General features: G+C 38.6%; 6 protein-coding genes and 1 pseudogene. All 7 read left to right on the top strand.

Annotated elements, in window-relative coordinates; translation table 11 throughout:
• The first annotated feature begins 115 nt into the window (after window positions 1-115).
• The 7 genes and pseudogenes from OCV81_RS12525 to OCV81_RS12495 all read left to right on the top strand — a co-directional run bounded on the left by OCV81_RS12525 (window position 116) and on the right by OCV81_RS12495 (window position 14,896).
• Window positions 116-670 (top strand): RNA polymerase sigma-70 factor, encoded by a 555-nt coding sequence (locus OCV81_RS12525; protein WP_148330281.1) that lies wholly within the window; start codon window positions 116-118, stop codon window positions 668-670.
• A 106-nt stretch (window positions 671-776) separates the two neighbouring features.
• Window positions 777-3,539, top strand: a pseudogene (locus OCV81_RS12520) (NPCBM/NEW2 domain-containing protein).
• 96 nt (window positions 3,540-3,635) lie between these two features.
• Window positions 3,636-6,095, top strand: a complete 2,460-nt coding sequence (locus OCV81_RS12515) for an outer membrane protein assembly factor BamB family protein (protein ID WP_148330269.1) — start codon at window positions 3,636-3,638, stop codon at window positions 6,093-6,095.
• A gap of 187 nt (window positions 6,096-6,282) precedes the next feature.
• A complete protein-coding gene (locus tag OCV81_RS12510) occupies window positions 6,283-7,272 on the top strand; it encodes a FecR family protein (protein ID WP_022340860.1) in 990 nt (329 codons plus the stop codon).
• A 152-nt stretch (window positions 7,273-7,424) separates the two neighbouring features.
• Window positions 7,425-10,841 carry a TonB-dependent receptor gene (locus OCV81_RS12505; RefSeq protein WP_262640349.1) on the top strand — a complete coding sequence of 1,139 codons (3,417 nt, stop codon included), beginning with the start codon at window positions 7,425-7,427 and terminating at the stop codon, window positions 10,839-10,841.
• A 13-nt stretch (window positions 10,842-10,854) separates the two neighbouring features.
• Window positions 10,855-12,627, top strand: a complete 1,773-nt coding sequence (locus OCV81_RS12500) for a RagB/SusD family nutrient uptake outer membrane protein (RefSeq protein WP_148330268.1) — start codon at window positions 10,855-10,857, stop codon at window positions 12,625-12,627.
• 106 nt (window positions 12,628-12,733) lie between these two features.
• Entirely contained in the window at window positions 12,734-14,896 is a 2,163-nt protein-coding gene (locus tag OCV81_RS12495) for a glycoside hydrolase family 31 protein (protein WP_148330267.1), read from the top strand.
• The last annotated feature ends 134 nt before the right edge of the window (window positions 14,897-15,030 follow it).

Raw genomic sequence — 15,030 nt, 5'->3', positions numbered from 1 at the left:
ACTATTGAAATTTTGATATAGTTACATTATTTTTTTCTTTGCTATATTTTCATTATTCTAAGAATTTTGTTTCTTTTGCGGGTTGTTAACTAATGGATTTGTGGGTTTTTCATTGATGGAGAAGTCTGAGTTACATATTTTGGCAGAAATCGGAGCCGGAAACATACACGCATTCGAACAGCTGTTTTTTCAATATCAGCCGAAACTGGTCTGTTTCCTGACGGGCTTGACGCATGATCCGGAATTAAGCCGGGATATGGCGCAGGAGATGTTCTTGTCTATTTGGCAGAACCGGAAAAGGTTGTCGGAAGTCAGGTCTCTTTCTGCTTATCTGTATCAGATGGCCCGTTATAAGGTGTATGATTATTTTGATCATCTGGAAGTGACCGAGCAATATGTAAAAGAGTATCTGGAAAATACGTCAGAGGCTAAGTCGGAAGAAGAACAGTTGTTCGCCCGTGAACTTCAGGCCATGATTCAGAATGCAGTCCGGCAGATGTCTCCCCAACGCCAGCAGGTCTATCGGATGAGTCGTGAAGAGGGACTTTCCAATCAGGAAATCGCCGACCGTTTGGGAATCAGCAAACGAACAGTAGAAAATCACCTGACAGCAGCATTGGCCATTCTTCGTAAAGTCATTTATCTCTGGCTGTTGTTGACTATCCGATAGTTTATAATTTTTTCCAGAAAAACGTTGTTTGTTTTGTGTGTGCATACCTTTTAAACCTACTTACAGGTACAAGTACTTAAATCTATAAAGGTGTAATACACAAAATATGAAAAAAGCAGTCATTCTTATTTGTCTTCTGGCCTGTAGTATGGGGAGTGAGGCTCAAGAGAAAATTTCGTTAAAGAATCTGGACTTTTCCAAAGTCTGGCAGGAATATGGTACGGTCATTACCGAGGATGATACCATCAAGTTACATGCTCCGTCAGTGGCTAAAATCAGGTTGGATGGAGAAGCGGAACGGTTCCAGACGCAAGTGAGTATATTTTCCACAGATATCGGGAATGATGATGCTTCTTTATTGGTCTAGCCTTTGGTGGACGGGACCAAGCTGCTTTTCCGCAAAGAAGGCGAAGGTAAACGGTTCCTAGGATTGACCGGAACCGACGGTAACATCGGGGAAGGTTCTGTCGAGGTGATTCTGAAGGCAGATGGTAAGGAAATCTATAGCAGCGGTGTCATCCGGCAGGGGGACGCTCCGAAGCAAATCGATGTATCCTTGAAGGATATACGGATGCTGGAAATGGTTGTCGACCCGACGGCCGACGGGGCGAGCGGTGATCAGGTGTTATTGGTATCTCCGGTCATCGGTTATCAGGGGAAGATGCCGGAGATGGTGGATGTCCAGTCAGTCGGGGAAGGACCCAGGCAAAGTGAAACGGTCATTGCACGGTTGGAGCAGCAGATAGGGAAACTGCCTGTGTGGGAGTCCCGGCTTTCGGACCGGACACCGTTCGACTGGCTGTTGACTCCGGAAAAGTCGGAGGCGGGGATTTACCGTTCGCCGGACGGGAAGAGTATTGTGATTGCCAATGGTATGGTGGCCAGGACATTCCGTATCTTTCCGAATTTGGCTACCACACATCTGACGAACCGGATGACGGGCGAAAGCATGATACGTGCAGTCAGTGGCGAGGGTTTTTTACAGATTGACGGAAAGAAGTGGAGTATCGGTGGTTTGGCAGGACAACCCGAAAGAGCTTATCTGAAAGAAGAATGGATAGATAAGATGACCACAATACCGGAATCGTTTCTGGTAGAGGATTTCGAAATCAGGTCAGTGGGGGAAACACTTCCTTGGGCACGTAACCGCTGGGCACTGAACAAAAAATCGGCTACAGGAAAGGAACTGGTCTTTACGCTTCGGGGAGATAAGGAGTTGAAGGATGTGGTGGTGAAGCTCTGTTTCGCTGTCTATGACGAGATTCCGGTTATCCGGAAACGGATGGAAGTGGAGAATCAGTCGTCCGTTCCCTTGAATATTGATGCTTTCAAGCTGGAATACCTGGCTTTTGCCGAGCCGGAATCGCCGGGTGACGGTAATCCGGACCTGTTTCGTCTTCCTAATATCCACATTGAAAGTGACTATGCCTGTAAAGGTACCTTTACGGAACGTGAAACGGACATTACCGAGAAATGGGTAATGGACCCGGAATACACTTCGCAGCGGAATTATCCGATGGAAACCCGCTGCATATTGGATGTTTCTCCGGAGATGGGGCCGGACCAGCTTCTGCAAGCCGGAGAGACCTTCTGCACTTTCAACGTTTATGAAATGCCTTTCGATAGCGATGACCGTGAACGTAAGGGGTTGTTCACCCGAAGGTTCTATCGTGCTGTGGCCCCTTGGCTGACAGAAAATCCTATATTCATGCACCTTACTTCCAGTGACCCGGAGACGGTCAGAAGAGCAGTCGACCAATGTGCCGAGACCGGTTATGAGATGATTATCCTCAGTTTCGGTTCCGGTGCGAATGCCGAAGATATATCCGAAGCGAATATTGCCAAATTCAAGGGACTGGTAGAGTATGCCCGTAGCAAAGGTATCGAGATGGGCTGTTATTCGCTTCTGGCCAGCCGCTGGATTAGTGAAGAAGTGGATGTCATCAATCCGAAGACCAGTAAGCGGGGAGGTATGAGGTTTGGCAGTTCGCCTTGTCTGTGCAGTGACTGGGGATATGAATATTTCAGTAAAATCAGAATTTTCTTTGAGAAGACCGGCATGACCTGTTTTGAACACGACGGTTCTTATCCGGGCGATGTCTGTGCCTCCACTTTGCATACACATCATAAAGGATTACAGGATTCACAATGGAACCAGTTCCACAAGATTACGGAACTGTATCACTGGATGCGCGAGAAAGGTATTTATCTGAATGTGCCGGACTTCTATTTCCTGAACGGTTCCACGAAAACCAGTATCGGTTACCGGGAAACAAACTGGTCATTGCCGCGTGACCGTCAGTTAATCCATACCCGTCAGTTGAACTATGACTGTACATGGGAACGTATTCCTTCTTCACTCTGGAGTTTTGTTCCTTTGGTAGAATATCATGGGGGAGGGGCTGCAGCTACATTGGAACCGCTCAGCGAACACCTGTTTGAATACAAGATGCTGATGGTACAGAATTACGGGGCAGGAATCCAGGCTTGTTATCGGGGACCCCGTCTGTATGATACACCTGAGACAAAAGCAGTTGTGACGGATATTATACGCTGGTATAAGAAGTATCGGAATGTCCTGAACAGTGATATTATCCACCTCCGTAAGCCTGATGCACAGGACTGGGATGGTATTATGCATGTCAATCCGCAGGGGAAAGAAAAAGGATTCGCCTTATTCTTTAACCCGACAGATGAGGCTATTACACGTAAGATAGACCTTCCACTCTATTATACCGGTCTGACGGAAACTGCCCGAATCCGGGAACAGGAAGGCAGCAGTGTGGAATATAGGTTGGGAAGAGATTATTCGGTGCAGGTGGAAGTGACTATTCCGGCAAACGGGTATACTTGGTATGTCATCGAATAGATGATTCTTTAAAAAAATAAGACCGAATGTAAAAGGAAAATATGTTACATCAGTGTAGGATGCATTTGTAGGGAAAATTTATGCAATGTTTTTATTATGAGAGAAATTATATCAATATTTATTATTTCTGTGTTTGCTTTATCGGGATATGCTCAATATTCCGGAAAGGTTTTTGTTGACGAAAATGATAATGGTATTTATGATTCCGGAGAAAAACTTCTGAAGGGTATTAAAGTTTCGGATGGATTGAATGTTGTAGAAACGGAATCTGATGGAAAGTTTGTTTTGCCGGGACACGAAAAGGAGAGATTCATTTTTATAACGGTACCTTCGGGATATAAAGCCGTATGCAATCATTATCGTAAGATTGATGATTCTACGGTAAGTTATGATTTTGGCATTGTTCCATATACTGTTGGTATAGACAACAAGGGGAGTCATAGGTTTATTCAAATAACTGATACTGAAATCTCCCAAGTGCAAGGTAATGAGAATTGGGCGGAAAATCTTCATCGGTATTCTGTAAATGAAAAGGTTGCGTTCATAGTACATACCGGTGATATCTGTTATGAGAATGGTTTGAAGTCTCATATAAAACTGGTAAATACAAGGAACATGGATGTTCCGGTTTATTATTGCATCGGGAATCATGATCTGGTAAAAGGAAAATATGGAGAGGATTTGTTTGAAAATATTTATGGACCGGTTTATTATTCTTTCGATGTAGACAATGTACATTATATTGTTACACCAATGGCGGGAGGAGATTATTGGCCGGGATATACCAAAGACGATGTCTGTAGATGGATGAAAAATGATCTTGAACATGTGAAACCGGGAACTCCTGTTTATGTATTCAATCATGACATTCTCACAGAAGGAGATAAGTTTATCTATAGTGGAAAATCTGAATCGATAAATCTTAATGAATATAATTTGAAGGCATGGATTTATGGTCACTGGCATATAAACCATATAAAGAAACAGGGAGATGTATATACCGTTTGTTCCAGTACAATAGACAAAGGCGGCATTGATCATTCTACGTCTTCATATAGAGTAATGCGTGTGGATAGAAAAGGTGATTTCGTATCCGAAATGCGTTATGCATATATAGATAATCAGCTTTGTATATCTTCGCCATCAGGAAAGACCGCATCAAATACAATAAATGTAAATGTATATTCTTCGGATGCTTTGACAAAACAGGTAACATATACCTGTATGTATGGCGAACAAGTTATAATAAAGGACAAGAAACTTAGCCCTAAAACAGATTGGACATGGGGTGCTGAACTTTCACTTGATGGCAAATATCATAATAAGGAGCTTAAACTGTTTGTTACCGCTGAGTTCTCAAATGGTGAAAAGCGTGTAGAAGAAAAGAAGTTTGAATATTCGCCGGGAGAAGTGTTGGTAGAACCGGGAGAAAACTGGACTAACCTTTTGGCCAATTCTGAGCATATAGGTGGAATCATTTCTTGTCCGCTTGATTCATTGCTCAGTCTTGCATGGACTACAAATGTAGGGGGGAATATCTTCATGACTTCTCCTATTGTATATAACGGAATGGTCTATATTGCATCTGTTGATGATGATAACAGAGGCCGTGCTGCTATCTATGCTTTAGAAGCTAAAACGGGAAAGATTGTATGGAAATATCATGTGGAAGGTTCAATAAAGAATACGATAGCGATAGATAAGGACAAAGTTTTTGCACAAGATATTTATGGTATTATTTATGCCATAGACTGTAACAACGGTTCATTGTGTTGGAAAAAGGATATTGGAATGGGTGTTTTACCTTCATTGACAGAAGGATTGGCTACAAAAGATGGAATTCTTTATGCTGGTACAGGTAAATACCTGCAAGCCATAGATGCTTCTACGGGTGAGATTTTATGGCAGAATCGTGACTGGGGACAAAACCAAGGTTCAACGGCTACATTATCAGTTTCCGATGAAATGATTATAGGTTCTACACAATGGGGGGCACTTTACGGGAATGATGTAAAAACAGGAAAAATGTTATGGAGCAAATCGCAGGATGGTCTTGGATTCAGAGCCTCATCTCCAGCAATAAAGGACGGACTCCTTTATCTGATATCAGATAAAGCGTTTTTCATAATGGATGCAAAAAAAGGCGATATTATTGTTCGGAAAGATTTACCTTATAGTGTAGATGCAACCTCCACGCCTGTCATTTCAGAAAATGAAATAATTTTTGGTACATCAAGGGATGGTTTGGTTGCTCTTGACAGAAGTACATTGAATGAGAAATGGCATTGTCCTGTAGGAAAAGCCTTGATTTATACATCATCATATACACGTCCTGACTCCCAGACAATAGAAACGAGTCCTATAATAGTTGGAAATACTGTTTTTGTAGGAGCTTCGGACGGTTATCTTTATGCTATAGATAAAAATGAGGGAAACATAACAGCAAAATATCATTTAGGCTCCCCGATATTCAGTTCGGTTTCTTTTTCTGGAAATACACTATTTGTTTCTGATTTTGGAGGAAATGTATATGCCTTTTGTATGAAAAGTAAATAATATTCTTTCCAAACAGAGAATTTCGCTGTAATGTACTGAAGTAGGTTGACAGGTAGCCATTGTTTATCAATATGTTTTCTTTCATTTATCTATTGATCGAAAGAAAAATTAAAATTAATGTATTTTTTTCTTGATTGACTTGTGTGTGTTTCCGGTTTAAACCTACTTATGTATAAAAGCAGGTAAAATGGAAACACACGAATCAATCAAAAGAATGTTCCAACTGTATGTTGGAAAGCATTTCACCCGGGCGGGAAGGGCTGTGTTCGGGAAATGGTTACGTGCGCAGCAGAATCAAGCAGAAAAGGAAGACGCGTTGCATCAGTATTGGGATGAATCGGCCGGGGAAATATCTTCGGACACGTGGAATGAATGGAACCGTCTGCAGGAACGGATGGGACTGTCGTTCTATCGTGGGAAACGAATCCGGATGAGGTGGATGAGATATGCGGCTGCTATCGCAATTTTTGTGATGACAGCAGGTGGAACTTATTGGACAACCAGAGAATTGACTCTTCGGCAGTCGACCGAAATGTGTGAAATGTTTGTTCCGTATGGCAAAACTTGTGAGCTTGTATTGCCTGACAGTTCGCGTGTCTGGGTGAATACCGGATCTACCCTCTTATATCCGTCGGATTTCAAGCAGTTGGATTCACGTACGGTGTATCTGACCGGTGAAGCTTCATTCCAAGTATCCAAAAATAAGGAGAAACCTTTTATCGTAAAGACTTCAGGACTGGATGTACAGGCTTTAGGTACAGTATTTACCGTAAAGTCCTACGCCGGGGAAGATTATACCATGGCTACACTGGAAGAAGGAAGTGTGAAGGTCAGTCTGAAAGAAGGGGCAGAGGAGTCTTATGTGCTACAGCCGAGTGAACAGCTGGTATTTTCACATACAGACAAGAGTGTGCGGATGAACCGGGTAGATTTATCGTTGTTCAGGATGGCACGCAAGGGGTATCTGATTTTTGAGGATGTCACCTTCGAACAGATGATTCTTACTCTTGAAAAGAAGTATGGAGTCACTTTCCAATACAATGCTACCCGTTATGGAACAGATTTGTATAACGTCAAGTTCGGACCTGATGAAAAGATTGAAGATGTCATGGAAATACTGCATCAGTTAATAGGTATACAATATATAATCAAGGGAAAAAGTATCATTGTCAAATAAGTAGAAGAAGGAGGAATTATCAGAAAAAGAAAACCGGAAAGAACAGCGCCAACTCCCCTTCCCGGTGTTTGAAACCAAGTATTTTAATTTTGTTCGTATAGGACCTTGAAACAAAACTATTTTTAAACACTTAAATTTCAACTTACAAATATATGAAATTAACAAATCTGATGCTAGAAGAAAGTAGAAAAAAAATTTCTCGGCTGTTGTGTATCACCGCATTATCTACATGCAGCCTCTTTGCCTACGCCCAACAACAGTCTGTCCGTCTGACAGGAAGCAACATTCCGTTGAAAAGTGTATTTAAACAGATCGAGAAGCAGACGAAGCTTTTTATCGATTACAAATCTCAGGACATTGATGACTCGCGTGTTATCCGGAATATGCCTGAAAAGGGTACGGTTCAGGAAGTACTGGTGAAATTGTTGGACGGAACAGATTGCGTAGCAACTTACAGTAATGGGCATATTATCATCCGGAAACAGGTTGATACGCAGTCTGGAAAGAAATCCCAAATGGTTAAAGGTACGATTCTGGATGCTACAGGTGAACCTATTATCGGTGCGAATGTCGTGGTAAAAGGAACGGCGAATGGAACAATTACGGACATAGATGGTAACTTTTCTTTGGACGTACCGGAAGGGGCTATACTTCAGGTTTCGTACATCGGTTATGCTGATCAGGAAGTGAAAGTAGGCAAGCAAAAGATTTTATCTATAGTATTGAGAGAAGATTCGAAGGCTTTGGAGGAAGTGGTAGTTGTAGGCTATTTGTCGCAAAAGAAAGCATCTTTAACGGGGGCTGTGGCAAGTATGAAAGTGGGGGAAAATTTGAATACAATACCAACTACTTCTGCCGGAAATCTGTTAGCCGGAAAAATGGCTGGTGTTAATATTGGAACCTCAAGTGGTATTCCTGGTAATAATCCTGAAATATCAATTCGTACAACTTCTTCTTGGAAAGAAAAGAAATATAATCCACAACCGGTCACATACGTTATTGATGGGGTAGTACGTGATGCGACAGATTTTAATAATTTAAGTTCTAATGAAATAGAAAGTATTTCAGTATTGAAGGATGCTGCATCAGCAGCAATTTATGGCTCCCGTTCTTCTGGTGGTGTTATTATTGTAACAACTAAAAAAGGAAAAGAAGGTAAACCTACTATTAATTATTCATATGGTTTTAGTATTGATTCCCGTACGGGTAATCAGGATTTGACAGATGGAGTGCAAACAGCTTTGTTGTATAATAGAGTATGTACAACTCCTGCTCAAAAATGGACTCAGGAAGAGATTGATCATATAGCTTCTATCAATGGTGGATATGGTTATGATCTATTAGAATCGGTCTGGCAGAATCCAACAACCCAAAGTCATAACATAAGTGTTTCTGGAGGAAGTGATAAAATACGATATTTTGGAGCTGCATCATATGTAAAACAGCAAGGTTTTCTGGAGCCCATGACATATGATAAATATAATTTCCGTATGAATGTAAGTGCAGATGTGACAAAGTATTTAGAGGCATATGTTGGATTCTCATTAAATAATAATAAAATAGGTAGAACTGCAAGTGATGGACATGAAGATAATGGATGGCCTAATGGCATATATTCTGCATTGAGGATATCTCAACCAGAAATTCCAGTGTTCTCAGAATCAGGAAAAGTATTAGATACAAATGGACCATTAAATCCTGCCGCAAGAGCACGAAATGATGGAGGATATCATCATGAAACCTATTTAAAGCCAACTGCTGTATTTAAAATGACATATAAATTTCCTTTTTTTAAAGGGATGAGTATGAGTGTTCAATATAGTAAGAGTTGGATACACAATGCTAAAGAAGGATTTTATAAAAATTATGATATTTATGTACCTAAAAAAAGTGGAGCTAATGGCCGTATAATATCAATAAAAGATGAAGATATTGTTGGAGTAAAAAAATCTTCATGGTTAAGTAAAGACTATATTGAGAAAAGCTCTGATTGGGGGGATGAACAACAATTAAACTTTTATTTAAACTACTCGAATACATTTAATGAAGTACATAGGTTAGATGCTGTTTTATTGACAGAATGGTATGAGGAATACAAATCTCAAGTTTATGGAGGTCGTGAGACGTTTCCGGTATATTTATATGACCAGTTTTGGGCTGCTAGCGATAGCCGTGTTGATACATATGGTGGAGGAGATGTCGCTAGTCGAAACGGACGTATGTCGTATGTGGGACAATTCAATTATTCGTATGCGGACAAATATTTGTTGTCGTTTTCTTTTCGCGAGGATGGTTCTATGAATTTTGCTCCTTCTCAGCGTTGGGGATTTTTTCCTGCTGGTTCTGCTGCTTGGGTGCTTTCTGAAGAGAACTTTTTTAATAAGAAGTGGATTCAATTTATGAAAATTCGTGGTTCCGTTGGTTTGACAGGTGATGATTCTGTGGGTGGATGGCAATGGATGGAGTCTTATTTATCAAATTCGGATACTAAAAATGCTTATTTTGGAAAAGATCCTTCGAAAAATACAGGATTGACATACGGTAAGGTCGTAAATCCGAATTTGACATGGGAAAAAGCATTGAGTTATGATGTAGGTATAGATATGAATTTCTTTAAAAACTGGCATTTTACATTTGATTACTGGTTCCGTAAATCGTATGACATTTTGGATAACCGTCAGGCCACTTTGCCTACTACATACAGTCGTGATATGCCTGCCGAAAATTATGGAAAAATGAATGCTCAAGGTATTGATTTGGAATTGGGATATCAAGGTAGTAGTAAAGATTTTACTTATCATGGGAACTTGACGCTGTCGTATGGATGGAATGAAATCAAGTATAAAGATTACGCTGAGAATGCCCAATGGATTGATATTCCGATTGGAACTTCTACTTCCCGTATTGTTGGATATGATTTCGACCGGATTATCCGGACACAAGAAGAATTGGATGACTTCAATGCGGCAAACCCTAATTATACTTTTAATGGAATGAAACCTCAACTAGGTGACATTGTTTATAAAGATCATACTGGACCGAATGGAGTACCCGATGGTGTGATTGATGATTGGGATCGTGTGGTGCTGCGTGACAAAAATTTTCCGGTAGTTTATGGCTTGAATTTGGGAGGTAGTTGGAAAGGTTTAAGTCTGGATATGATGTTTGCCGGTGAGTTGGGATTGTACAAGTCATACCGGAGCATTGCCGGTAATGTAGAATGGAACCGAATGTATGCCGGTTGGTATGATGACAGTTGGACACCTGATAATCCTGATGCGTCTTTGCCTCGTATGGTTAGTGCCAATGTGCCGAGTACTTATCGGGATAAGGATAGTCAGTTCTGGTTTAAGAAAGCGAATTTTATGCGCTTGAAATACATTACATTAAGTTATGATTTGCCGAAGAATCAGTTCTATAATAAAATCTTTGATAATGTCCGTTTATTTATTTCTGGAACCAATTTGTTCTGTTGGAGTAGTTTTAAATATTATGATCCTGAATTGGGAGGAGGAAATGATTATCCGATTATGCGTTCGTTCAACTTTGGTATTGATGTGAAATTTTAAGTACAAATCAGCTATGAAAAAGAAAAATATAATTGTTGGTTTATTTTGTAGTTTATTATTGGGGAGTTGCAGTTTGGATTATGAAAATACCAGTGCTATAACACCAGATGGAGTATGGGAGAATCCAGATATGGTCAATGCTTTTTTGACTGATATTTATGGAAGTATGATGCCAGGTTGGCCTATTTCTGCCAATAATACGGATGAAGGTATGAATGGACCTACTGATATGAGTCAATATGTGCGTGGTGAAATAACAGTGGATAATTGTGCTCAGGGATTGGATTATAAGAATATTGATAAGATAAATTATTTTTTAGCTAATCTTGAGAGTGTAACTGTACTGAATGAAGATGAAAAGAAGCAATTAAGAGGACAAGCATTGTTTTGGCGCGCATGGGATTATTGGGGTAAAGTATTCTCCTTGGGAGGAGTTCCAATGATTTTACAGCCGCAGGATGTTTCAGATTTAAATTCATTGTTGGTTCCAAGAAGTTCTACTTCAGAGTGTGTGAAACAGATATTAGCGGATTTGGATGAGGCAATAGCCAGTTTGCCTGACAAATGGGAAAATGAAAACTATGGTCGTATCGATAAAGGCTGTGCTATGGCTTTTAAAGGCCGTGTATTGCTACAATATGCCAGTCCACTGTTTAATCCCAACAATGATCAACAGCGCTGGCAGGATGCATATGATGCCAATAAAGCAGCTATCAATTTTCTGAAAAGTGTAGGTAAAGGACTTTATGAAGGTAATTTTGCTGATATTTGGTATGATGAGCAGAATAAAGAAGTGATTATGGTAAACCAGTTTTATTATCCGGATCATGCATTTGATCAAAATGCTATACGTCCTGAACCATTGACTATGGGTATGGCGAGTTGTAATCAAGCTATTTTTTCTTTAATAATGGCATATCCAAAGTTAGATGGTACACCATTGGAGGTTGATTTAAACCGGCTAAAAAATGATAGGACTTATAATAAGCAATTTTTATCAGATTTTTATGTTAATAGAGACCCTCGTTTCCACGCTACTATCTTTTGCCCAGGGATGGAATATTATTGTCCTGATCATCTGAAGAATAATATGAAGTTTTGGAATGCCTGGAGGAAAGATGGTGATTTAAATGTTTCTTTGGTACTGGATGAAATATCTAGAACAATGCCATCTGGTGCGAATTTTTTCCAAAAGAAAGGTTTAGATGATTTAGCTGTTACAGAAATCTATAATGCTGAGACAGATTGGATAGAAATACGTTTTGCTGAAGTATTGATGAATTACGGAGAATGTGCAAATGAACTAGATAAAAAAACTGAAGCATTACAAGTTTTGTATGATATTCGTAAACGTGCCGGAATTCAGTCTACAGACGGAAGGTATGGCATAACGGCTACCAGTCAGGATGAGATTCGAGAGGCTTATGTAAACGAACGTTTCATTGAATTTGCATATGAAGGGAAACGTTGGAATGATTTACGACGTTGGAAACGTTTTGATCTTTTGAATAATCTTCAATATCGTTCCACTTTATATCCGGTAATAGATGATTATTCGATTATTCAGAAGGGACAATTTGATTGGAACAAGGATATGATGGATCCTGAAGTACGTAAATTATTCTATTTTGAGTATATAGATTGTGTGGATGGTGATAAAAGTATTTATAGGTTTAATCTTGATTTGAACCATTGGTTCTATCCTATTAAAAAGGAAGATTTGGATCGTAATTCGAAATTGGAACAAAATAATGAATGGGGCGGTTCGTTTGATCCATTACAGTAATTATTGATTTGTTTTTTTAATGGTTATAGTAGAGAGGTATTATTTATTGAATTCTAAATAGATAAGCTTCTCTACTTATAAAATTAGTTTTAATTTTAAGATCGTAATGAGGAATTCAATATTGTTATTAATATTATGGGAATTTAGTACTTTGTTCATAAGTGCATCTTCTGTTGTACATAGTGAAGTGAGTATTAAAGAGATTGCTCCCGGAGTTATTAGTTTGACTTTAGGAGATGTAGATCCGTATACACCTTTTAAGTTATTGGGTTGTAAGCCTAAGTCTGAAAATATGCAGCAAAGTGCTGTAAAGACATTACCTTTTGATTTGTCTGAGGTTGTTATTAAACAAAATAAACGTGGATGTTCAGTTTATGTTCCTTTGAAAGAGAGTGAACAGTTATATGGATTTGGGTTACAAATGGGAAGTTTTACTCAGCGTGGATTAAAGAAGAAACCTATTGTAAATGATCATCCATTAAAGAATTTGGGATATACACATGCGCCGCAGCCTTTTTATGTTTCTACGTTGGGGTATGGTATTTTAGTTAATACCTTAAAGTATACAACTTTTTTGTGTGGTACTGAAAATGAATTAAAAGAAAATGGAGTAACCATTAAGGAGAGCAATCATGATAAAAATATTACCTCTGCTGAAGATTTGTATACTGTAAAAAGTAGTACAAAATATGTGTATATTGATGTACCTAATACAAAAGGTGTTGAGATTTTCATTATAACAGGACCTGATTTGCGTAAGGTTGTAGAGCGATATAATCTGTTGTCTGGCGGTGGATGCTTACCTCCTTTGTGGGGATTAGGAATAAAATATCGGACGAAATATGACTTTAATCAGCATCAGGTAGAAGATATAGCAGGATATTTTAGAGATAAAAAACTACCATGTGATGTTTTGGGACTAGAGCCTAGATGGCAAACTAATTCATATTCATGTTCTTATGTATGGGATACAAAGCGTTTCCCAAGTTATAAACAATTTATTTCGAATATGAGTTTAAAGGGTTTTAAATTAAATTTATGGGAACATGCTTATGTACACCCTAATTCTCCAATTTATAAGCCGTTAAAACCGTTTTCTGGAAATTTCTTGGTCTGGAGTGGTCTTGTACCTGATTTTTCTTTGGCAGATGCTCGTAAAATATATACAGATTATCATCAAATATTGGTAGATGATGGCATTGCTTCATTTAAAATGGATGAATGTGATAATTCAGATATTTCTTCAGGAGAAGGAAATTGGGGATTTCCTGATATGTCTGAATTTCCTTCTGGAATGGATGGTGAACAGATGCACCAAATATTCGGTTCGTTATATGTAAAAATGATGAATGAACTTTTTGAAAGGAATAATATTAGAACATTTCAAGATTACCGTTCGTCAGGATTATTTATGTCCTCAGTGCCCGCTACGTTATATAGTGATACGTATGATTTCAAGCAATATATTCAAATGATAAACAATGCTGCTTTTGGTGGTTTGTTATGGTCTCCAGAATTACGTGAATCTTCTTCTATTGAAGAATTATTTCATAGATTACAGCTTGTATTATTATCGCCACAAGCTGTTTTGAATATGTGGTATTTGGACATGCCTTCTTGGTGGCAGCCTGATAAAGAAAAAAATAATAAAGGTGAAAAATTACCCAATGTAGAGAATATGGAGGATATTGTACGAAAGCTATTGAATCAACGTATGAGTCTGATACCCTATTTGTATACAGCATTTTTTGACTATTATGAAAAAGGAACTCCTCCTTTTCGTCCTTTAGTAATGGATTATGTAGAAGATAAAAATGTTTGGAGTATAGATGACCAATATATGATAGGTGAAAATATGATGGTTGCACCTTTGTATAATAAAGGCGATAAACGTAAAGTATATTTTCCTAAAGGTAATTGGTTTGATTTTCATACAGGAAAGAAATATGTAGGTGGTGACTATTATGAGATTGAAACTGAATATTCTAAATTACCTATATATGTAAAAGAAAATAGTGTAATACCGGTAGCTAAACCAGAGTTATATATTAATAAAAATACTGTTTTTGAAATTACATGTAGAGGATATGGTATTTCCAATGAAGCAACATTCCGTTTAATTGAAGATGATGGTCAATCATTTGATTATAAGAAAAATAAATTTAATATTTTACTTTTAAAAACGAATGGTTCAAAGACTAATTGGAAATATATTGTAAAGAATTATTCTGATAAGAAATATAAGATTTGTAAATGGGAATTCTTTTAGGAGCCTCTTAGTAAAAAGGGTGTGTTTATATTTTTAAGTTCTTCATTTATCATTGTTGTTTTAAGGTTAGAGTAAGTCTCATGTGCATTTACTTCTATAAAGAGTATTTTTTATGTACTCTTTGTAGAAGTATG

The organism is Phocaeicola fibrisolvens, from assembly GCF_025567125.1.
In the GTDB taxonomy this organism is placed as follows: Bacteria; Bacteroidota; Bacteroidia; order Bacteroidales; family Bacteroidaceae; genus Phocaeicola; species Phocaeicola fibrisolvens.
The sequence above is the reverse complement of the archived record's forward strand: the minus strand, read 5'-3'. Positions and strand labels throughout refer to the sequence as shown.